The sequence below is a fragment of the Enterobacter sp. CC120223-11 genome (assembly GCF_900215375.1).
In the GTDB taxonomy this organism is placed as follows: domain Bacteria; phylum Pseudomonadota; class Gammaproteobacteria; order Enterobacterales; family Enterobacteriaceae; genus Scandinavium.
This window is the reverse complement of the sequence record NZ_OBEF01000018.1, coordinates 47,737-69,862: the sequence shown is the minus strand read 5'-3', so window position 1 is coordinate 69,862 and position 22,126 is coordinate 47,737. Positions and strand designations below refer to the sequence as shown.

19 protein-coding genes are annotated in these 22,126 nt (G+C 59.1%); 11 read left to right on the top strand and 8 right to left on the bottom strand.

From position 1 onward, the window contains the following. The first annotated feature begins 80 nt into the window (after nt 1-80). Both dbpA and CRO87_RS18495 read left to right on the top strand, forming a co-directional pair. Nucleotides 81-1,454, top strand: a complete 1,374-nt coding sequence (gene dbpA / locus CRO87_RS18500; protein WP_097164397.1) for an ATP-dependent RNA helicase DbpA — start codon at nt 81-83, stop codon at nt 1,452-1,454. 144 nt (nt 1,455-1,598) lie between these two features. Continuing rightward, nucleotides 1,599-3,260 carry a hypothetical protein gene (locus CRO87_RS18495; protein WP_097164396.1) on the top strand — a complete coding sequence of 554 codons (1,662 nt, stop codon included), beginning with the start codon at nt 1,599-1,601 and terminating at the stop codon, nt 3,258-3,260. A gap of 104 nt (nt 3,261-3,364) precedes the next feature. On the opposite strand, the gene hutU is transcribed toward CRO87_RS18495, so the two are convergent. Together hutU and CRO87_RS18485 are read right to left on the bottom strand one after the other, a co-directional pair. Beyond that, nucleotides 3,365-5,050, bottom strand: coding sequence for a urocanate hydratase (gene hutU / locus CRO87_RS18490; protein WP_097164395.1), 1,686 nt, complete (start codon nt 5,048-5,050; stop codon nt 3,365-3,367). Between the two features lie 138 nt (nt 5,051-5,188). Then, entirely contained in the window at nt 5,189-5,731 is a 543-nt protein-coding gene (locus CRO87_RS18485; RefSeq protein WP_097164394.1) for a HutD family protein, read from the bottom strand. A 209-nt stretch (nt 5,732-5,940) separates the two neighbouring features. Between CRO87_RS18485 and CRO87_RS18480 the strand changes: the two genes are divergently transcribed. The 6 genes from CRO87_RS18480 to CRO87_RS18455 are packed head-to-tail and all read left to right on the top strand — an operon-like array spanning nt 5,941 to nt 11,983. Then, nucleotides 5,941-6,786, top strand: coding sequence for a transporter substrate-binding domain-containing protein (locus CRO87_RS18480; RefSeq protein ID WP_097164393.1), 846 nt, complete (start codon nt 5,941-5,943; stop codon nt 6,784-6,786). Between the two features lie 12 nt (nt 6,787-6,798). Then, nucleotides 6,799-7,518, top strand: coding sequence for an ABC transporter permease (locus CRO87_RS18475; RefSeq protein WP_097164392.1), 720 nt, complete (start codon nt 6,799-6,801; stop codon nt 7,516-7,518). A 9-nt stretch (nt 7,519-7,527) separates the two neighbouring features. After that, complete coding sequence (locus tag CRO87_RS18470; protein ID WP_097164391.1) at nt 7,528-8,259, top strand: ABC transporter permease; 732 nt, start codon at nt 7,528-7,530, stop codon at nt 8,257-8,259. 1 nt (nt 8,260) lies between these two features. Next, nucleotides 8,261-9,055 carry an ABC transporter ATP-binding protein gene (locus CRO87_RS18465; RefSeq protein WP_097164390.1) on the top strand — a complete coding sequence of 265 codons (795 nt, stop codon included), beginning with the start codon at nt 8,261-8,263 and terminating at the stop codon, nt 9,053-9,055. Continuing rightward, the gene (gene hutH / locus CRO87_RS18460; protein ID WP_097164389.1) at nt 9,052-10,551 is read left to right on the top strand and encodes a histidine ammonia-lyase; all 1,500 of its coding nucleotides are present in this window, start codon (nt 9,052-9,054) and stop codon (nt 10,549-10,551) included. Before CRO87_RS18465 ends, hutH begins: the two co-directional genes overlap by 4 nt. Before the next feature lie 58 nt (nt 10,552-10,609). Further along, nucleotides 10,610-11,983: a cytosine permease gene (locus tag CRO87_RS18455; protein ID WP_176504340.1), complete on the top strand. Its 1,374-nt coding sequence runs from the start codon at nt 10,610-10,612 to the stop codon at nt 11,981-11,983. Between the two features lie 58 nt (nt 11,984-12,041). Here CRO87_RS18455 and CRO87_RS18450 read toward each other — a convergent pair whose 3' ends face one another. The 6 genes from CRO87_RS18450 to hpaX form a co-directional block, all read right to left on the bottom strand. Next, nucleotides 12,042-13,409 (bottom strand): serine/threonine-protein kinase, encoded by a 1,368-nt coding sequence (locus tag CRO87_RS18450; RefSeq protein WP_097164387.1) that lies wholly within the window; start codon nt 13,407-13,409, stop codon nt 12,042-12,044. Between the two features lie 31 nt (nt 13,410-13,440). Further along, nucleotides 13,441-14,391: a hypothetical protein gene (locus tag CRO87_RS18445; RefSeq protein WP_097164386.1), complete on the bottom strand. Its 951-nt coding sequence runs from the start codon at nt 14,389-14,391 to the stop codon at nt 13,441-13,443. A 29-nt stretch (nt 14,392-14,420) separates the two neighbouring features. Next, nucleotides 14,421-14,918, bottom strand: coding sequence for a hypothetical protein (locus CRO87_RS18440; protein ID WP_097164385.1), 498 nt, complete (start codon nt 14,916-14,918; stop codon nt 14,421-14,423). A gap of 329 nt (nt 14,919-15,247) precedes the next feature. Continuing rightward, entirely contained in the window at nt 15,248-16,258 is a 1,011-nt protein-coding gene (gene gap, locus CRO87_RS18435; RefSeq protein WP_097164384.1) for a type I glyceraldehyde-3-phosphate dehydrogenase, read from the bottom strand. Between the two features lie 78 nt (nt 16,259-16,336). After that, nucleotides 16,337-17,317 (bottom strand): GlxA family transcriptional regulator, encoded by a 981-nt coding sequence (locus CRO87_RS18430; protein WP_097164383.1) that lies wholly within the window; start codon nt 17,315-17,317, stop codon nt 16,337-16,339. Nucleotides 17,318-17,348: 31 nt separating this feature from the next. Then, nucleotides 17,349-18,719 carry a 4-hydroxyphenylacetate permease gene (hpaX, locus tag CRO87_RS18425; protein WP_097164382.1) on the bottom strand — a complete coding sequence of 457 codons (1,371 nt, stop codon included), beginning with the start codon at nt 18,717-18,719 and terminating at the stop codon, nt 17,349-17,351. A 253-nt stretch (nt 18,720-18,972) separates the two neighbouring features. Between hpaX and CRO87_RS18420 the strand changes: the two genes are divergently transcribed. The 3 genes from CRO87_RS18420 (at nt 18,973) to CRO87_RS18410 (ending at nt 22,118) form a co-directional block, all read left to right on the top strand. Then, nucleotides 18,973-19,434, top strand: coding sequence for a MarR family winged helix-turn-helix transcriptional regulator (locus CRO87_RS18420; protein WP_097164381.1), 462 nt, complete (start codon nt 18,973-18,975; stop codon nt 19,432-19,434). 329 nt (nt 19,435-19,763) lie between these two features. Further along, nucleotides 19,764-20,888, top strand: coding sequence for an amidase (locus CRO87_RS18415; RefSeq protein ID WP_097164380.1), 1,125 nt, complete (start codon nt 19,764-19,766; stop codon nt 20,886-20,888). Between the two features lie 102 nt (nt 20,889-20,990). Then, the gene (locus tag CRO87_RS18410) at nt 20,991-22,118 is read left to right on the top strand and encodes an acyl-CoA dehydrogenase family protein (RefSeq protein WP_097164379.1); all 1,128 of its coding nucleotides are present in this window, start codon (nt 20,991-20,993) and stop codon (nt 22,116-22,118) included. Nucleotides 22,119-22,126: the final 8 nt, after the last annotated feature.

Here is a 22,126-nt window from a genome sequence, read left to right as displayed (position 1 = left end):
CATCTCGCCGGGCAATGGTATGATTACGCCCTGAACGTCAGCCGCTGGCTGATACCGATGCATTTACCGGAATACTGACCGTGACCTCTTTTGCTGAACTTAACGCGCTGCCTGATGAACAACTGAACAACCTCACCGAACTGGGCTATCTCACCATGACCCCGGTGCAGGCGGCGGCGTTACCGGCCATTCTTGCGGGGAAAGACGTCCGCGCGCAGGCGAAAACCGGCAGCGGCAAAACCGCCGCGTTCGGCCTCGGCCTGCTGCAACACATTGACGCCAGCCAGTTTATTACCCAGTCGCTGATCCTCTGCCCGACCCGTGAGCTGGCCGATCAGGTCGCAAAAGAGCTGCGCCGTCTGGCACGCTACATGCCGAATATTAAGGTGCTGACTCTCTGCGGCGGCCTGCCGTTTAGCGTGCAGCGCGACTCGCTGATCCACGCCCCGCATATCATCGTTGCCACGCCTGGCCGCCTGCTCGATCACCTGAAAAAAGAGACCGTCAGCCTCGAAGCCTTGCAAACCCTGGTGCTGGATGAAGCCGACCGTATGCTGGACATGGGTTTCTCCGACGCCATCGACGAAGTGCTGAGCCACGCGCCAGCTAAGCGCCAGACTTTGCTGTTCTCTGCTACGTGGCCGAAGGCGATTGCCGCCATCAGCACCCGTTTCCAGCGCGACCCGGTGACCGTAGAAATCGACACCGTCGACGAACTTCCGGCGGTGGAACAGCAGTTTTATGAAGTGTCCCGCAATGGCAAAATTCGTCTGCTGCAGCAGCTGCTGAGCAAGCATCAGCCCGCGTCCTGCGTGGTGTTCTGTAACACCAAAAAGGATTGTCAGGCCGTTTGCGATGCGCTGTCCGAAAGCAAACAGAGCGTACTGGCGCTGCACGGCGACATGGAGCAGCGAGACCGCGACCAGACCCTGGTCCAGTTCGCCAACGGCAGCAGCCGCGTGCTGGTGGCAACGGACGTGGCCGCACGTGGGCTCGATATCAAGGCGCTGGAGATGGTGATCAACTTCGAACTGGCGTGGGACCCGGAGGTGCACGTTCACCGCATCGGGCGTACCGCACGTGCCGGGCAGAGCGGGCTCGCTATCAGCTTCTGCTCGCCGGAAGAGGGCCAGCGTGCCGCCGTGCTCGAAGAGATGCTGAACATGAAGGTGGAGTGGCAGCAGCCGCCAACGGGCATTACCGTTGCTCCGCTGGAAGCCGTCATGGCCACGCTGTGCATCGACGGCGGTAAAAAAGCGAAAATGCGTCCGGGCGATATTCTGGGCGCGTTGACCGGTGACATGGGCCTCGACGGAGCCGACATCGGTAAAATCGACATTCATCCGATTCATGCTTTTGTGGCGGTGAAACAGAGCGTCGCCCGCCATGCGTGGAAGCAGCTTCAGCAGGGCAAAATCAAAGGCAAATCGGTGAAGGTACGGCTGTTTAAATAACACGCCATCCCGGTAAAAGATCCACGCTGCGGCGTGGATTTTTTTTGCCTGTCGTTCAACCCCGGGCCAGTTTCACCCTTTCTTACGAAGTGCCGATGGCCGCTCCTCGCTATGCTTTTCGGAATGCAAACGGCGGGGGTGTACATGGCGAGCAAAGACGATATTCGCTGGTTTAAAGACAACTTCGGGTCGCGAATCCAGGCGGCCACCGTCGGGTCGGTTTTCGATGTGGATATGCTGACCGCCGTCGCCTGCCAGGAGACGGGCGAGCTGTGGAGCGCTATGCGCCACAAGGGGCTTGCGGCCGATAAAATCGTTGCGTTGTGCTGCGGCGATACGCTGGACGCCGACAAAGGGCGTAAGGCGTTTCCGCAGACCAAAACTTCGCTGCTGAAGGTGCAGAAGGGTGATGCCATGTTTGAGATTGCGCGTAACGCCCTGCTTGGCATGGCGAAATACGTGCCGGGCTACGCCTTCGCGTTTGATAAGCCGAATAAGTTTTGCCACGGCTTTGGCATGTTTCAGTATGACCTGCAGTTTTTCGCTGTGGACCCGAACTACTTCCTCAATCGCGAGTATGAAATTTTCGAAAACACGCTGAATCGCGCCCTCGGCGAACTGAAAAAAGCGCTGGTTTCGCAGCGGTTGAATAAGCAAACCTCCCTCAGCGACCTGCAATTTTGCCAGGTGGCTATCTGCTACAACACCGGTGGATTCAGGCCGGAGCTGGGTCTGAAGCAGGGCTATCAGTCCGGCGGGAAATATTACGGCGAGGCCATCCGGGATTACCTGGCGATGGCCCGCAGCGTAGGCGGCGCGGCGCCGCCAGGTCCGGTGACGATGCTGCTTTCGGCGGCGGTAACGGCAACCGGGCCGAAGCTGCGCGTGGACGTCGACAGCCTGCCTTTGCGGCTGCGCAGCGCGCCAGTGCTCAGCACGCCGCCTGAAGCGAACGTGATTGCCACGATGCCCGACGGTCAGGCAGTGCGGGCGGTCAGCGGTCAGGTCACCAACGGCTTTATTGAAATTGAGGTGATGCTCGGCGGCAACCTGTTTCACGGCTATGCGGCGGCGAAGTTCCTGAAGCCTGATGCAGGAGACGCGCCGCAGGCAGCCCGGCAGGCGGGGAAATTACCCGAAGCGCATCTGAAGCTCCTCGACACGCTCACCAGGCGCACCGGAATAGCCACTGCGCGTTCACTGAATGAGGCCAATATGCCTTCACGCAGCGGAGATACGCCCGCGGAGCTGCGGGAATCTCTTGGCAAAATCATCGCCTGGCTGGCCGTTGATAACCCGGCGTATCATCGCTATGCGCCACGGGACGGGCTCACCTTCTGCAATATCTACGCGCATGATTACTGCGCTCGGGCGGGCGTTTACCTGCCGCGCGTGTGGTGGACGGCGAATGCGCTGCTCAGCCTCAGCAAAGGCCAGAACGTTGCCCCGCTGCTCGGCAATACGGTGGACGAAGTGCGTGCCAACGATCTGTTCCGCTGGCTGCGGGATTATGGTGAATCCTTCGGCTGGCAGCGGGCAGCGTCGCTCGACGAGCTTCAGCAGCATGCCAATCTGGGCGGCGTGGGGATTATCGTCGCGCGGCGGCGTGAGGAGGGGCGCTCGGGTCACATTGTGATGGTAGTGCCGGAAACCGATGCGGAAACGGCGCAGCGGAATGCCTCCGGGGCGGTGACGCTGGCGCTGCAAAGCCAGGCGGGAGCGGTGAATTTTCGCTACGGGCGGGGCAATCCCGACTGGTGGAAGGGCGCCCAGTTTGCCGAGGCGGCGTTCTGGATCCATGCGTGATTTGCCGGGTGGTGAGTGCCCGGTGGCGGCTGCGCCTTACCGGGCCTACGGGGTTTGCCGTTTGTAGGCCGGGTAAGCGACAGCGCCACCCGGCAACATTCCCCTTAACGCATCATCGGCAGGTTAAGCTCATGCTTTTTCGCACACTCAATGGCCTGCTCGTACCCTGCATCGGCGTGGCGCATCACGCCCGTCGCCGGGTCGTTCCACAGCACGCGGGCCAGGCGTTTGTCGGCTTCCGGCGTGCCGTCGCAGACGATGACGACCCCGGCATGCTGCGAGAAGCCCATCCCGACGCCTCCGCCGTGGTGCAGGCTGACCCAGGTCGCGCCGCCAGCGGTGTTGAGCAGGGCGTTTAACAGCGGCCAGTCGGAAACCGCATCCGAGCCATCGCGCATCGATTCGGTTTCACGGTTAGGCGAGGCGACGGAACCGCAGTCGAGGTGGTCACGTCCAATTACAATTGGCGCTTTCAGCTCGCCATTGCGCACCATTTCGTTAAAGGCCAGCCCCGCCAGATGACGCTCGCCGAGGCCCAGCCAGCAAATACGCGCCGGTAAGCCCTGGAAGGCGATGCGCTCCTGCGCCATGTCCAGCCAGCGGTGCAGGTGGGCGTTGTCAGGGAACAGCTCTTTCAGTTTGGCATCGGTTTTATGGATATCCTCTTCGTCCCCCGAGAGCGCAACCCAGCGGAACGGGCCTTTGCCCTCGCAGAACAGCGGGCGAATGTAGGCAGGTACAAAGCCTGGGAAATCAAAGGCGTTTTTCACGCCTTCCTCAAGCGCCACCTGACGGATGTTGTTGCCGTAATCGACGGTCGGCACGCCCATGTGATGGAAGTCGAGCATTGCCTGAACGTGTACCGCCATCGACGCGCGGGCGGCTTTTTCGACGGCTTTCGGCTGCGTTTCACGCTCGTCCAGCCAGCGGGTGACGCTCCAGCCAGCGGGCAAGTAGCCGTTGATTGGGTCATGGGCGGAAGTCTGATCGGTGACGATATCCGGACGCATACCGCCCGCCTGAGCACGCTTCACCAGCTCCGGAAAAATTTCTGCGGCGTTGCCGAGCAGGCCTACTGAAATGGCTTTTTTCTTCGCTGTCGCATCAGCAATCAGTGCCAGCGCCTGGTCGAGATTCGTCGCTTTGTAGTCGACGTAGCGGGTGCGGATGCGGAAGTCGATGCGCGACTCCTGACACTCGATTGCCAGCACCGAAGCACCTGCCAGGACGCCCGCCAGCGGCTGCGCCCCACCCATGCCGCCCAGGCCCGCGGTGAGGATCCACTTGCCGCTCAAATCGCCGTTATAGTGCTGACGACCTGCTTCAGCGAAGGTTTCATAGGTGCCCTGCACGATGCCCTGCGCGCCGATGTAAATCCACGAACCCGCGGTCATCTGGCCGTACATCATCAGCCCGGCCTTATCGAGTTCGTGGAAATGGTCCCAGTTGGCCCAGTGCGGAACAATGTTGGAGTTTGCCAGCAGCACGCGTGGGGCGTCGGCGTGGGTCCGGAACACCGCCACCGGCTTTCCGGACTGGACAACCAACGTCTCTTCCGGGTGCAGCGCTTCCAGCGAACGCAGGATCTGTTCGAAGCATTCCCAGTTGCGGGCGGCTTTACCAATCCCGCCGTACACCACCAGATCTTCCGGACGTTCAGCCACGTCCGGGTCGAGGTTGTTCTGGATCATGCGGTAAGCGGCTTCAATCAGCCAGTTGGCGCAGTGCAGCTTGTCGCCGTGCGGGGCGCGTACCGTACGGGAAAGAGCAGTCGTCTGAGGTAGGGTCATGGCAGTGCTTCCTGATTCGGTTGTTTGTTATGAAGATGTAACAATAAAAGCGGCGATGTATAGTCTTGTCTATACAAGCTCATTCAGATTGCCGGGTTGATCACATTCAAAATAATCAACCGCAATATAAACAGCAGGTTAAAACAGGGTGATTTCGGTGAGGAGCAGCAATGCGTCATCGGTTAGCGGCAAAAATTCGCCCGGTGATGCGCTCTGCCACGCCATTCCGCTTCGTGCATCACACTGTTGGCCGCCGAGCGCCCATCTGCCCTGAAGCACAAACGCCACACCTTCTGAAGTGGGGCAGTGCGACTCACGGATGACCTCTACCTGCGCCGATGCCCGGTTGCGCTGGGTCATGATATTGAAATCCAGACCTTCTCCTGCAATGCCCTCAGACCGTAATGGCCATTCCCCGGCAAATGCCCATGGCTGCCAGCGCTCAAGCCGATGGTTGATCTCACCGCCGCGCAGCCACAGTGGGCCGCCTTCCAGTAACGTAATAACCCGATCCACTCTCTCGAACAGCGAAAAGGGGCCGTCTGCGCTCAGGGTTGCCAGGCTCGCACGCCACAAAAACGGCGCATCGGGCGAGGGAACCTTAATGATTTCGCGGGTTTCGCCGCCGCCATTTTTCCAGCGAGTCACCGGCAGTGAGTCAAAAGTGAAGGGGACAATCATGAGGCTAACTCCCTGGTTTCCTGCGCATTAAGCTGTTTTAATGCCACATTTGAGATTCATTTTGATTACAAATTATTTACAACATGGCTCACAAATCCATCATTCGACGAGTGTGATGGAAAGTCAATGGTTGTATATACATGTTCTGTCATTTGTTGCACGCCATGCCGCACAGCATGAAACACGCTAATGAAATCAGGAGAATCATCATGAAGCAGCGCACCACATTTCGCGGGATCTGTCTGACCACTCTGTTTTCAGGGCTCTTGCTGAGCGCCGCGGGCGTGCAGGCGAAGGAGTGGAGTTCGATAACTATCGCCACCGAAGGCGGATACGAGCCGTGGAACCTGACGCTGCCGGGCGGTAAGCTGAGCGGCTTTGAGCCAGAGCTGATGGTCGATCTCTGCAAGCGCATGGGCATTCAGTGCAAGCTGGTGGTGCAGAACTGGGACGGAATGATTGCCGGGCTGAACGCGGGCAAATATGACGTGATCATGGATGCGATTGTCATCACGCCAGAGCGCAAAAAAGTGGTCAGTTTCACCGTGCCTTACGCCGCCACGCCTGCGTCGTTTATCACCGTGAAGGGCAACCTGCTGCCGCCTGCGCCGGCCATCAAGCTGCACGATGACGAAAAAGAAATTCAGGCCGCTATCGCCCCGCTGAAGGCCGCGCTGAAGGGCAAAACCATCGGCATTGCCTCGGGTACGGTCTACACGCCATTTATCGACAAGTACTTCAAGGACGTGGCGGACATCCGCGAATATAACAGCTCCGCCGATGCGATTCTGGATTTGCAGTCCGAACGCATTGACGCGGTGTTTGACGACATCACCTTCGCCAACTCCACTCTCGCCCGCCCGGAAAACAGCAATCTCACCTTCAGCGGTCCGCAACTGGCAGGCCCCATCTGGGGCGAAGGCGAGGCCATGGGCGTACGTCCGGCAGATGCTGATCTGAAGGCCAAACTGGACGCCGCAATCCAGGCCGCGCTCGCCGACGGCACGGTGAAAAAGCTGAGTGAAAAATGGTTTAAAGCCGACGTCACGCCATAAGCGAGGTTTCTGATGCTGAATCTGTTAAGTCTTGGCGACGACGGCTGGGGAATACTCATTCTCAGCGCCACGCTGACCACGCTGTTGCTCTCCGCTGCCGCGCTGCTGGTGGGCGCGGTGGTCGGTGGCTTTATTGCCTCCGCGAAGCTCTCTTCGCACGCTCCGGCCCGCTGGCTGGGCGCGGCTTACTCCGTGGTGTTTCGTGGCATCCCTGAGCTGCTGATCATCTACCTGTTTTACTTCGGAGGCTCCGGGCTGGTGTCGCTGATTGGCCAGATGTTTGGCGCCGACGGCTTTATCGAAGTGCCGCCGTTTCTGATTGGTGCGCTGGCGATTGGCCTGATTTCGGCTTCTTACCAGGCAGAAGTGTACCGTGCGGCCCGCCTCGCGTTATCTCCCGGTGAAGTGGAGGCGGCACTGGCTATCGGCATGCCGCGCTGGCGCATTCTCCAGCGCGTGATGCTGCCGCAGATTTTTCGCTACGCCTTGCCGGGATTGTCGAACGTCTGGCAGATGAGCCTGAAGGACTCTGCGCTGGTGTCGGTGACTGGCATCGTCGAGCTGATGCGCGCGAGCCAGATTGCCGCCGGTTCGACCCGCGACTACTTCCTGTTCTACCTGATTGGCGGTGGCTGCTATCTGCTGCTGACGCTGCTGTCGAACCGGGCGTTTACCAAAGCGGAAACCCGTCTGAACCGCGCCTGGCAGCGCCGTACCCTAGCCCAGGCTTAAGGAGCGCATATGGCTATCGATTTAGCTTTTCTTAGCGACACGTTTCTGAAACTGAGCGCCGCGCTACCGGTCACGCTCGGGCTGTTTATCTGCGCCTTCCTGCTCGGCGGCCTGCTGGCGCTGGGTATTCTGGCGATGCGCATGAGCTCATGGCGAGCGCTGAGCGGTTTTGCACGCGGCTACATTCTGGTATTTCGCGGCTCGCCGCTGATGATTCAGCTGTTCCTGGTCTATTACGGCCTCGGGCAGTTCGGCGTGATCCGCCACAGCTTTATGTGGCCGCTGCTGCGCGAACCTTTTATCTGTGCGGTGCTGGCGCTTTCGCTTTGCACTGCGGCGTACACGGCAGAAATTCTGCGCGGCGGCCTGCTGGCGATCCCCTCCGGGCAAATTGAGGCCGGGCGCGCCTGCGGCATGTCGCGTTGGCTGCTGCTGCGACGCATTATCGCCCCGGTGATGCTGCGCTATGCGCTCCCGGCGTACTCTACCGAAGCGATTCTGCTGGTGAAATCGACGGCGCTGGCGAGCCTCGTCACCGTCTGGGACGTGACCGGCGTGGCGCAGCAGATCATTCAGCGCACCTACCGCACCATGGAGGTGTTCCTCTGCGCTGCGGCCATCTACCTGATCCTCAATTTTATTATCGTTCAGCTCTATGCGTGGCTGGAGCGTCGTCTCACGCCGCACACCCGCCAGAGCCCGCGCACTCTCGCGCTGAAGCCTGCGACCAAAGGAGAATAACATGCAAGAGTTGCGACCCGTCACCCTGTCGGTCAGCGGTATTCAGAAGTCCTTTGGCCAACTGGAGGTGCTGAAAGGCATCTCGATCGAGGCCCGCAAGGGCGATGTGATTTCGATTCTCGGGGCCAGCGGCTCGGGGAAAAGCACGCTGCTGCGCTGCATTAATCTGCTCGAAACGCCCGATGCAGGCGTGGTGAGCGTGGGCGGCGAAACGATTGAAATGAAGCAGCACGCACGCGGGCACCGCCTGGCGGCAAACCCGAAGCAGATTGAACACCTGCGCTCGCGCCTCGGCATGGTCTTCCAGAGCTTCAACCTCTGGTCGCACATGACGGTGCTGCAGAACGTGATTGAAGGCCCGCACTACGTCCTCAAACGCAACAAGCGAGATTGCATCGAGCAGGCGGAACAGCTGCTCGACCGCGTTGGCCTGCTGAACCGCAAAGATTATTACCCGGCGCAGCTTTCCGGCGGCCAGCAGCAGCGCGTGGCGATCGCTCGTGCGCTGGCAATGGATCCGGAAGTGATGCTGTTTGATGAACCGACCTCCGCGCTGGATCCTGAGCTTGTGGGTGAAGTGCTGAAGGTGATGCGCAGCCTGGCAGAAGAGGGCCGCACGATGCTGGTGGTCACGCACGAGCTGGGCTTTGCTCGTCACGTTTCTAACCGCGTGGTGTTTATGCATCAGGGCAATATCGACTGCGAAGGCTCGCCGGACAATCTGTTCGGTGAACAGGGCTCGCCGCGTTTCCGTCAGTTTATCTCCAGCCACTACCAGAAGGAGCAGTCGCTGTGAACGCAACGGTAGAGTGGGGCGACCAGCCGCTACGCTGGCAGGATGTTGTGAGCGTGGCGCGCGGCAAGGCGACGTTAACCCTCAGCGAAAGCGCCCGCGAACGTATTGCGCAGGGCCGCAAAATCGTCGATTTGATTGTTTCTTCAGGCCACGTGGCATACGGCGTCAATACCGGGCTCGGCGCGCTGTGCAACATCAGCCTGGCGGAAGAACAGCTTGGGCAACTCTCCCGCAATACGCTGCTGAGCCATGCCTGCGGTGTCGGCGAACTGCTCGATGAGGCGCAAACCCGCGCCATTATGTGCGCGGCGATAGCGAACTACAGCCACGGAAAATCCGGGATTTCGCTCTCGACAGTCGATCAACTGCTGGCGTTCCTCAATCAGCAGATCACGCCGATGGTGCCTTCGCAGGGTTCGGTCGGCTATCTCTCGCATATGGCGCACATTGGCCTCGCGCTGATGGGCGTGGGCGACGTTGTCTGGCGTGGCGAAAAAGTCCCTGCATTTAAGGCGCTGGCCGATGCCGGGCTGAAGCCGATTAATCCTGGCGCGAAAGAGGGCCTGAGCCTGGTCAACGGCACGCCGTGCATGACCGGCATGGCCTGCCTGGCGCTGGACGATGCGCAGCATCTGCTCGGCTGGGCCGATGTCACTGGCGCGATGAGCTTTGAGGCCCTGCGTGGGCAGCTTGTCGCTTTCGATGAAGAAATTTTAGCGCTCAAGGCAAGCCCGGGCATTCAGTACAGCGGCGCAAGGCTGCGGAACCTGCTTGCCGACAGCCCGCTGCTGGCGGAAAGCGTCGGCGTGCGCACCCAGGATGCGCTGAGCCTGCGATCCATGCCGCAGGTGCACGGTGCCTGTCGCGATCAGTTCGACCATGCGCGGATCCAGGTTGAAACGGAGCTGAACGCCTGCACCGATAACCCGCTGGTGCTTGGCACGCCGGAAAACTGGCGCGTGGTGTCTCAGGCAAACCCACATGGTGAATCGGTGGCGATGGCCTGCGATCTGCTGGCGATTGCAATGGCGGAGATTGGCAGCATGGCCGAGCGCCGTCTGGATCGGCTGGTGAACCCGCTGGTGAGCGGCCTGCCTGCGTTTCTGGTGGCAAAGCCTGGCGTCAATTCGGGAATGATGATCGCCCAATACGTGGCAGCCTCCTTATGTGGCGAAAACAAGCAGCTGGCACAGCCTGCGGTGCTCGACAATTTCGTCACCTCCGGGTTGCAGGAGGACCATTTGAGCCTCGGCACCGGCAGCGCGCTGAAGCTGCAACGGCTGCTGGCAAATCTCTACCACATCATCGGCATTGAATACCTGCTGGCAGCGCAGGCTCTGGATTTTCACGGCAAAGAGAAGCTGGCCCCGGCGACGCGTAACAGCCTGACGCTGCTGCGTGAAGCCGTCGCGTCATGGGAAGACGACCGCTGGCTGGCCCCGGAAATCAGCAAGGCCGTGGCCACCCTCAAACATCATCAACCGACATTCTGGTGAGGCATCCATGTCTTCATTTTCATCGACGGACGAACGGGCAGGCAGCAGTAAAGGGCGTATCAGCGAGACGCGCTCCATTGACTACATTCCGGACAGCGAACGGCACGGCCACGTCTTCAGCCAGTTCACGCTCTGGTTTGGCGGGAATTTACAGATAACGGCTATCGTCACTGGCGCGCTGGCGGTGGTGCTCGGTGGCGACGTGGTGTGGTCGCTTATCGGCCTGCTGGTCGGGCAAATTCTGGGCGCGGCGGTGATGTCGCTGCACGCGTTGCAGGGCCCGCGCCTCGGCCTGCCGCAGATGATCATCAGCCGTGCGCAGTTTGGCGTGTTTGGCGCAGTGATCCCTCTGGCGCTGGTGTGCGTGATGTACGTGGGCTTTTCTGCCAGCGGCACGGTGCTGGCGGGGCAGGCAATGGCGAGACTGCTGTCGGTCAGCAACGAAGCCGGGATGATCGTCTTCAGCGCGATCATTATCGTTATCGCCGTGCTCGGCTACAAAGTCATCCATAAGCTTGGCAAAGTGGCGAGCATCGTCGGCGTGCTGGCGTTTGCCTGGCTGTTTGTCTCGCTGCTGATGGCGGCAGACTTCACCGCACTGGCGCAGAACAGCCACTTCACGCTGGCAAACTTCCTGCTGGCGGTGTCGCTGTCGTCATCGTGGCAAATCGCTTTCTGCCCTTACGTGTCCGATTACTCCCGCTATCTGCCGCGCAACGTCTCCGGCAGGAAAACGTTCTTCGCCGTGTTCAGCGGCACGGTGCTGGGTACTCAGGCTTCTATGACGCTTGGGGTGATCGCCGCAGCGATTGCCGGAAGTGCGTTTCCGGGGCATGAGGTGAGCTATATCGTCGGGCTTGGCAAAAATGAAGTTATGGCGATGGTTATCTATTTCGCCATCTGCTTTGGCAAAATCACCTTCACCACGCTTAATGCCTACGGCAGCTTTATGTCGCTCACGACTATTGTGTCAGGCTTTCGCCAGCAGGTGACGCTGAGCCAGACGTACCGTGTGATTTTCGTGGTTCTGATGGTGGCGATCTCCTGCGTGATTGCGCTTCTGAGCGAACCGGCATTCCTCAAACACTTCACCCACTTCCTGCTGTTCCTGCTGGCCTTTTTCGTGCCGTGGAGCGCCATTAGCCTGTCTGACTATTATCTGATTTCCCGCAAGGCGGTGGATATTCCTGCGCTGTTCGACCCGAAAGGCCGCTACGGCTACTGGAATGGGGTGGGCATTGGCGTGTACGTCATCGGCGTGCTGATTCAGTTGCCGTTTATCGAAAACCCACTCTTTCACGGATCGCTGACCTGGCTGTTTGCAGGGAATGACGTGTCATGGATTATCGGCTGGTTTGGTACGGCAGGGTTGTATTTAGCGCTGCGTCGTTTTGACCGCCGGGCGCTACCAAAGGAAACGATTTTCCCTTGATGTCATGCAGTGCCCGGAGGCGATTACGCCTGACCGGGCCTGCGTGATAGACGTCATCTTAAGGCTGCGGATCGAGCAGCCACGTCCCCGGTTTATCGACGGTTAAGGTGACGCTGCGTGACTGCTCGCCGTTACGAACGGTTATCTCATACTGGCCTGGCGTCAACTGCAGGGTGACGTAGCCGTTGACCGGGTTTGGCATTTTCTGCACTTTTCCGTTGACCATAAACTCGTCACCGTCCTTCACGCGAAGATAGATGCGGGAGGGCGCAGAGGCCGCTGGGGCCGTTTTTGCCGAAGATGTCACCGTTTCGCCGGGCGTGGATGGGCTCTGCGACACGGGTGAAGAGCTGCTTCGACCAAAAATAAGAGCGCCAGCCACCAGGCCAACCACTACGCCCGCAGCGGTTTGCAGCGCGGTGCGATGCGCTTTCCACCAGGGATCAACTGCTGACTCTTCAGGCTCACTCTGTTCGATGGGGATCAGCATCGATCCCGGCTGGTGCACGGGCTGAGACAGCCCTGTGTCGTTCAGAGCGATCCCGGCAAGCGTGATAAACTCTTCGATACTTTGCGGTCTGTCTTCCGGCCGTAGCGCCAGGGAGCGGTCGATGGCCGCCAACAACGTCGGAGAGTAGCCTTCAGGCGGGTTTTGCGTCAGGGGCTCGCAGTTATCCTGAATGCTGCGCGCTACGCTGGTCGGCGGGCGATTACCGGTGATGAGCGTATAGAGGATGGCGCCGAGCGAATAGATATCGGTCCATGGGCCAGGCGGATTATCCACATCGTCCGAATACTGTTCCAGCGGCGTAAAGCCCGGGTGGAGCAGCATCTTATTCACCTCACCGTTTTCACTCGCCTGGCGCAGTGCGCCAAATTCGAGCAGCAGCGGCAGACCGTTGTCCTGGATCTGGATTGCATTCAGCGACAGCCGGCAGTGAATAAAGCCTTTCTCATGCAGTGCCGCCAGCGCGCCACAGAGCATCGGTAGCATCCGGCGGAGCCAGGCTTCGTTGATACGTTCAGGGTGGTGCTGTAAAAGATCTGCCAGGCTCATGCCGCTGTAAACGGGCGTCGCGGCGTAGGCGGTTTCGTTATATGTCCAGAAACGCAGTATTTGCACCACGTTCGGATGGTTCAGGCATGCAAGCTGGCGTGCTTCGTGAATAAAGCCATCCAGCCCAGCGCGGAAGGCGGGCTGATCCTGCTTGCTGCGCGGCATAAGGCGCTGGCTGTCGCTGCGAATAGTCAGCGTACGAGGCAGAAATTCGCGGATGGCAACCTGCCTGCCTAACTGATGATCCTGGGCCCGGTAAACGATGTTGTCATTGCTGGCGTCAAGGACATCCTGAATCTCGAACTCTTCAAAACGGTAACCCGCTGGCAGAGCATCGGCAGGCCGTTGGGTGAAATCGTTGTCTGTCATGCTATGGATCTCAGCTGGTTAAATGACAACATTAATTCTGTGTCCGCCATGCGCCGACCGCCGGATCGCGCAGCTGGGTTTGCAGCGAATCGATCAGCAGCAGGTTAATCGGCGTATTGGGCGTAATCCAGCTGGCCCAGGCTTTACGCACCTGATTGAGCTGAATTTGCAGGCTTGCCTCATCCATTGCCATTTCGCGCGGGACTTTTACAGCAACGGTGCCGCTGGCGGCCCAGGCGTTGAGTTCGGGTTTGTACGGCAGAATCATCCAGCTCTGCGGCGCCTGCTCGTTGCTGACGACCATGCGTTCATTATTCAGCGTGGTGATGAGCAGGCTGTCGGCGTTAATCCCTTCGCGTAGGCCGCTGACTGGAAAACCGTGAACAAAGGTCATGGGCAGACGCTTTTCACCGCTCTGCCCGGTCTGAATCACTTCGCTGCGCCCGCTCAACCAGCCGCCCTTTTCACATTGGCCCTGGGGAATAAACAGTGCAGATGCGCCTGAACTGGCAGACCAGAAGGTGCGCAGGCGGCAGCCGTCCTGGAGAGTAAATTCCTGCCAGGGTGTGCGATCGGCGGGGGTTGACTGATTGCTCTGTGATGGCTCGGGGGCCACGTCTCTGGCATTCACTGGCGTGATTTTGATTTCCCAGTCGCTTGCGCGATCGGCAGTGCCGAAGGCGAGAGTTGTGCCCTGAGGATCTTCCATACGCCAGTGAACGCGTGTCAGAGAGGTGCACTGGCTTTCCAGTAATGCCCCCAGGCGAGGCATAAATCCGGTGAGGATCGTCGGGTTTTTGTCACCGTTAGCCACAATGCGCAGCGGTAGCTCTTTCGCGCACCAGCTCTGCGGCGAGTTGCTTTTGATGTTATCGATCCAGATATCCAGCTTCTGGGAGGGCGACTGGACGAAACGGTAGTTCTCTGCCCATACGCCAGTGGATGCCAGCAGCAAAGCCATACCCGGAAGCCAGAGTTTCATAGAATTCCTTTACGCATCTCAAACACGGATCAGTTAATGATCCAGGTGCCGCTGTCGGCGTTCTGACAGGCTTTACTGTTGCTGTCTACGTTCACGCAGGTCGCTTTTTTACCGCTGGCCCGGCGGGCGCGAGGGCGATCGTTTTTCAGCGTCTGGCTATACAGCTCGCTTTTTACCATGGCGCGTGGCGGCACGTAGCCCATCAGCTCCTGCTCGCCTTCTTCGGCAATCGCCAGCCAGCTGCTTTCTACGGTACCGAGGACGGTATAAGCCTTGCCGGTTTCAAGCTTGCTTAGGACCTTGCTGCCAAAATCAGGCTTGCTCATCACCGAACCGGCGTAGAGCGCGCGATAGCTGGCATTCACCTGCGTAAATTCATGGGGTACGGCCACAATATAGCGGTGGGTCAGGGTGACGCCGTTCACCTGGCTTGTGACCAGCGTGTCGTCCGTCATTTGTGGTGCAGGGGCTTTACAACCGACCAGCACGGTGACAACCAAAAGAGGTAATAAAGTACGAAATTTCATTATATTCCCTGCAAACAGGCTGATGCCCAACGGCCAGAGCGGCGCTACAACGAGAGATGACTTATGGCGTGGACCACGTACAGGGAGCCCGTTACCGGGCGAAAACATCCTGACACGGGGTGCCACAAAATAATTAACAAGTGCTTAGTACGAATGGACTGATTTTACATAGCCTGATTAACAATACAATGCTATTTACGCGGATAATTGGCTGCATCGGTTTGATTTATAAGCGAAGCCGTAAATCAATCGGGCAACGTGCTGAAGGGGAAAGTGGCGGGGTGACGGAAAGGGCTCCCGCCTCAGGCGGAAGCCCTTAGTGGCGGGCATTATTGTTCGTGTTTGGCCATCAGCAGCGTAAGGTCGACGAGTCGGTTTGAGAAGCCCCATTCGTTGTCATACCAGGCAAGGATTTTCACCATGTTGCCGCCAATCACCAGCGTCGACAGGCCATCAATGATCGATGAGCGTGGGTCGCCCTGATAGTCGCTGGAGACCAGAGGTTCATCGCTGTAGCCCAGTATGCCTTTCAGCGGACCGGAGGCTGCCGCCTGGCGGAAAGCGTCGTTGACTTCTTCGGCAGTGACGTTACGTGACAATGTAACTGTGAGATCGACAATTGACACCACCGGCACCGGGACGCGCAGGGAGTAGCCCGTCAGGCGGCCGTCCAGTTCGGGGATCACTTTGCCGAGTGCTTTTGCCGCGCCGCTCGAGTAGGGCACGATGGAGAGCGCTGCGGCTCTTGCGCCACGTAAATCTTTCTCGGGCTGGTCATGCAGGGCCTGGCTGTTGGTGTAGGCGTGGGTGGTGTTCATCAGGCCATGCTCGATGCCAAAGTGCTGATGCAGCACCTGCGCCGCCGGGGCCAGGCCGTTAGTGGTGCAGCTGCCGTTGCTGACGACAAAGTGTTTTTGCGGATCGTACAGGCCGTCGTTCACGCCCATCACCACGGTCAAATCGTCGTTTTTGCCTGGTGCAGAAATGATGACGCGTTTCGCGCCACCGCGTTCGATATGCACCGCCGCTTTTTCACGGTCGGTGAAGAAGCCGGTGGCCTCAATCACGATGTCCACGCCAACGCTGCTCCAGGGAATATTGGCCGGGTCGCGTTCGCTGAAGACGGTGACAGGCTTGCCATCAACCCGAAGCTGGCCCTCGGCGGCTTCCACGCTGACCGGCAAAGTCCCCAGTAGCGAGTCGTATTTCAGCAGGTGCGCCAGGGTTTTGCTGTCCGTGAGATCGTTAATCGCCACAATCTCCAGCTGAGGGTTGCCAAGGGCTGCGCGCAACACGTTGCGCCCGATACGACCAAAACCGTTAATACCGACCTTAACCATGATCAACTCCTTCTTTGTTGTCTATGGCGCTACTGTAGGTCGGTGCTGATTTGGCGTAAATGACAAAAAAGGATCACATTACGCCATTTTGCGGCAGTGAAAGCGCTGGCGATATTCACCGGGCGTCAGGTGCAGCTGTTTCTCAAACAGGCGGCGCAGGTTGATGCTGCTGCCAAACCCGGTTTGCAGGGCGATGGTGTCGAGCGTGTCGCGGGTTTGCTCGAGCCGCTGACGGGCGGCGCTGAGGCGGGCTTCGGCGACGTAACGCGCCGGTGAGGCGCCGGTTTCGCGGGTGAAGACGCGGGTGAAGTTGCGCGGACTCATCGCCACTCTTTCGGCGAGGTTTTCAACGCAGAGATCGGCATTAAGGTTGTCGGGGATCCACGCCAGCAGCTCACCCAGAGGGCCAGAAACTCCGTTTTGTCTGAGATTGTAGCGGCTGAACTGCAGCTGGCCACCGGGGCGATTGAGGTACATCACCATGTCCTGGGCGACGTCCCGGGCGAGGCTGAAGCCGTAGTCGTCCTCAACTAATGCGAGGGTTAAATCGAACCCGGAGCTGACGCCGCCGGAAGTCCACACCTCACCGTCCTGAACGAACAGCGGCCCGGCCTCCACGCTGACCTGCGGATAGTCGGTTTTCAGCTCATCCAGCAGCCGCCAGTGGGTGGTGGCCTGCTTACCGTCGAGCAGCCCGGCCTGGGCAAGCAGCAATGCGCCACCGCAGACGGAGGCAATACGGCGAGCATGAGGGGCTGCAAGGTGCAGCCAGTCGATGACGGCAATCGCCTCCTGTTCGCTCTGGCCTCTGCCAGTGATCATGATGGTATCTATAGGCTCGCGCGGGTCGAGCTCATGCAGGCGATGGTCTGCCAGCAGGTTGAGCCCCGACTGGCCGTGGATCACCTGATGCGGCTGGGTGGTGGCGAGTGCCACCTGATAACAGGGGTTCTGCAAACCTTGCGGATGCAGGCGGTTGGCCTGCATCAGGATGTCGGCAATACCGGCGGACTCAAACAGCATGCCGCCGTCGGGGACGATAATCAGGATTTTCTTCATGTCCTGAAAAGTACAACCTTTATCATTTATGTCAAGTGGAGAGCGAAGGTGCGGCCTCTCGCGGAGCGACGCGTTTCATCGGAATAATGGCGATGATTAGCGCCCCAAGCACCAGGAAGCCCGCCACCATAAAGATCCCGGCGTTGAAATTGCCGGTCAGATCTTTCATCAGCCCCATCAGCAGCGGGCCAAGCGCCGCGCCGGTCATCCCGGTGGCGTTGATGACCGCAATGCCCACGGCTCGCGCACGCAGTGAAATATAGCGATCGGGCGTGGTCCAGAAAATCACCATCGCCGCGAAGGCTCCCGCCGAGGCCATGACAATTCCACTGAACTGCCATAGCGGATTGCTGCTTGAAGCGGTAAGCATCCAGCCCGCGGCGGCAAACAGATAGGGCAGCAGGGTGTGGAATTTGCGCTCGTTCAGCCTGTCGGAACGCTTGCTCCACCAGACCATCGCCACGATGGTGCAGACCTGCGGAATGGCGCTCAGCAGGCCAATCGTCACGTTGCTGCTGGTTTCGTTAAAGCTGCGCAGAATCAGCGGGGTCCAGACGCTGAGCGCGCTCAGGGTGTTGGTCAGGCAGAAGTAGGCCAGGGTGTAGAGGATGATGACCGGCGTGAACAACTCGCGCGCCAGGCTGCGCTGGGGCTGGAAGCTGTTCGCGGCGGCAAGCTGCGTTTTTTGCAGCGCCAGCTTGTCCGCTTCCAGCATCTCATTGAGGCAGGCTTTGTCCTCCTCGGTGAGCCATTTGGCCTTCGCCGGACTGTCGTCCAGCCAGAACCAGACCACCAGGCCGAGCAGCACCGACGGGAACCCTTCCAGCAGGAACAGCCACTGCCAGCCTTTAAGATTCAGCAGGCCGTCCATGTTGAGAATGTAGCCAGAGGCCAGCGAGCCGAGTGCCATCGTCACCGGCATCGCAATCATAAACAGGGCGTTGGCGCGGGCGCGGTAGCGGGCCGGGAACCAGAAGGTTAAATAGAGCAGCAGGCCCGGCAGGAACCCGGCCTCGGCTATTCCGACCAGCATGCGCAGCACGTACAGGCTGTTGGGGCCAGTGGCGAACATGGTGGCGGTGGAGGCGATGCCCCAGATAACCATCAGAATCGCAATCCAGCGGCGGGCCCCGACGATGCTCAGCATGATGTTGCTCGGAATGCCGCAGATCACGTACATCACGTAAAACAGGGTGGTGGCGAGGCCAAACATGGTGCTGGTCAGGCCGAGATCTTTGCCCATCGTCAGCCCGGCAAAGCCAATGTTGATGCGGTCGAGATAGGAGAACACGAACAGAATAAATAAAAACACGATCAGTCGTCGGAACAGCTTTTTGATCACGGCTTGCTGGCGCGGGTCCAGCGGTGGATCCAGAGGCAATTGTGCAGGCGTATCGGTCATGAATAGCTCCACAGAGTGATTATTAGTATGTTGGCAGGACGGCTAACGTATAGAAAATGACCATGCAAAACGTCAATGTAATGTGTGAAAAATGATACGTAATTGTTATGCGTGTGGCATTTGTGAATCATAATGCGATGGCGATCGCACATGCCTTGTCCGAGACCCGGCCTGGCATGCAATGCTGCTATAGCCGCCACGGATTCACAGGTATAATCGCCTGAACTGCCGACTTTTTTGGGTAAGGAAACGCATGAGTTCTCGACAACAATCCTCTGACGATGCCGCCTTTCATCGCGAAGAGTTTCCGTTCTACTGGATAGTCAACGTCTACGCGCGCTACACGCAAATCATGGAAATTGAACTAAAAAAAGCGCAGCTCGACGTCTCCGGCTTCCGCGTGCTGATGGTGACGCACCAGTACGGCAAGGCCAGCATTTCGCAGATTGCCGAATACGCGATGGCGAAAATGCCGACGGTGACCAAGATTGTGGGCCGCCTGCGTGAAGAAGGGCTGGTGACCACCGCCAGCAGCGAAAATGACGCGCGCGTCACCGAGGTGATGCTGACGGACACCGGACGCCAGAAGGTGGAAGAGGCCTGGGCGCAGGCGAGTAAAGTGTTCGACAAGGGCTTTAAGGGCATGACCACAAGCCAGGTGGCGAAGATGAATCTGTCGCTGGCCAAAGTGCTGGATAACCTCAACGAGCTGTAGCCCAACCCCGAATGGCGAATTTGTGAGCTGGATAAACCTTTCGCTCAATCCCCTGTAATTCCTCATCTTTTTTTAGCAAGTGCTGCCCTGACAAATCAGGGCGGCGTTTGCTGCAATCTCTCTCTTTTACGTTATCTATCATCAAGATAAAGCAATAGCCATTCAATTATAATGGTTAATTAAATGTTTTTATGGTGTAAATTTAATGTGAAATATTACTTGAATATTCACATAAATATTCCATGATTGACCTAACGTTAGTCAGGACAAAGGGTCGCATCGACGGCCTGCCTGAATCTGATTCAATTTTTCTGGTTAAGGTGTCAATCATGAAGCCAGTTTCTGTGAGCAAAGGTTTTGTCGCGCAGTTCATCATCGGCGAAGGCGATTTACGCTTCGCGGTGAAAGACACGCTGGACGTCGCGGGTTTTCAGACTCAGGCCGGGTCACCGGCGCTGGCGTCGGTGCCGGTAGCAACGCAGTCTGCCAGCGTCGTGCAGACGCTGCTGGAGAAGGGCTGTGCGCTTGTCGGAAAAACTGCGCTCCATGAACTCGCTTTTGGCGTGACGGGCATTAATCCCTGGGGCGGCACGCCGCTGAATACGCTTTTCCCGGCGCTGATCCCCGGCGGCTCATCAAGCGGATCGGCGGCGGTGGTTGCTTCCGGCGAAGCCGATTTTTCGATCGGCACCGACACCGGTGGCTCGGTACGTATGCCTGCGGCCTGCTGCGGCGTATATGGCTTAAAGCCAGGCTACGGCGTGCTGAGCCGCAAGGGCGTCCTGCCTGCGGAGAGTTCGCTGGACTGTGTCGGCGTCTTCACCCGCGATGCAGATACGCTTTGCAAGGTGATGACTCGCCTCGGCGTTCCGGTTGATGAACCGCTGACGTCGCTGCCTCAAATTTCATTCCTGTCTGCCGCCGCGGCGGAAATTGACTCACATCTTCTGGCCTTCCTCTCCGGGTGCGGTCTTGAGCTTCGTCAGGCTGAGCTGCCTTCGTTTGCCGATGCGCACCGCGCAGGGCTTGCCATCATCAGCCATGAGAACTGGCTGGCGTTCGGGCCACTGCTGGCGGGCGGCAAAGTCTCTGCCGATGTGGCAACCCGCATTCGTGCGGGGGCTGACGTCAGCGAACAAACCCTGAAAGAGGCCGAACAGGTTCGCACGCAATTTACCCGCGAAGTGGATGAGCTGCTGGCACAGACGCCGCTGCTGGCGCTGGCGACGCTGCCGGATTTACCGCCGACGCTGGCCGAGGCGAGCGATCCGCTGAGCGTGGTGAATCTCACGCGGCTGGTGCGGCCGTTTAATCTCAGCGGGCATCCTGCGCTGGCTATACCGGTTGGTGAGTTGCACGGCCGCCCGGTGTCACTTCAGCTTGTTGCCGCCAAAGGCCACGAAGGTTTGCTGGTGCAGGCCGCGAAGTGGCTTGAACAGCGACGACGTCACTAACACCGCTTTTTAGCCGTTCTTTTTTCTGATGATCCAGTGAGTTCACCTCATTGCGGCCGCGCTCGACCTGCGTTTGCCGCCGATAAAAAAATGGAGGAAGCCATGTCAGCCATACCCGTTCGTGAGGAGTTGGTTCCGCTGCTGAGCGACGTTGCCGCTCGCAGCGCCGATTTTGAGCATCAGCGTCATATCTCTGACGACATCATTACTCGCTTTAAGCAGGTGGGCGTTTACCGGGCGCTGGTGCCGAAGTGCTACGGCGGTGACGAATGCTCCCCGGCGCAGTTTTGCGAACTGATCGAGCAGATCGCCACCGCCGACGGCTCTGCCGGGTGGGTGGCCAGTTTTGGCATGAGCCCTTTTTACCTTGGCGCATTGCCGGTGGACACGCTGAAAGAACTTTACCGCAACGGCCCGGACGTGGTCTTCGCCGGTGGCATTTTCCCGACGCAAAAAGCGACGCCTGCCGACGGCGGCTACCGCGTGACGGGGCGCTGGAGCTTTGCCAGCGGCAGCATGGGTGCCTCAGTGTTAGGCGTCGGAATCGTGCCGGACGGCGGTGAAGCACTGCCGCGCATGGCGGTTCTGCCGCGTGAAAGCGTGCAGATAGATCAGGTCTGGGACACCGTCGGCCTGGCGGGCACCGGCAGCCATGACCTCGTGGTGAACGATGCTTTTGTGCCGCACGAATGGACCTTTGTTCGCGGCGGGGCGCTGAATCTGGAAGGGCCGCTGTACCGCTATCCGGTGCTGTCGCTCGCCACTCAGGTGCTTTCTGTGGTGGCGCTGGGCGTGGCCCGCGCGGCGCTCAATGAAATTTACACCATCGCCCATCGCCAGCAGTCGGTAACCGGTGCCCCGCGCCTGGCGGACAGGCCGCAGGCGCAGATGCAGATTGCGCGCTGTGAAGCAGATTTACGCTCGGCTCGCGCATGGTTTTACGAAGCGATTGACGACGTCTGGCAGCGGCTACTGGCGGGCGACGACCCGGAGTGTGAGCAGATCAACGCCCTGCGGCTTTCCTCCACGCACGTTACCCGCGTGGCCGCCGAAGTGGCGCGCCAGGCGCTGGCGCTGAACGGCATGAGCGGCGTGACGATGACCAGCCCGCTCCAGCGCTACGTTCGCGACACGCTGGTGATCACCCAACATGCCTTTATGGGCGACCTCTCGTACCTCAATGCCGGTACGGTCTTTTTCGGCGGCAAACCGCTGCCCGGTTACTTGTGATTTTGCTT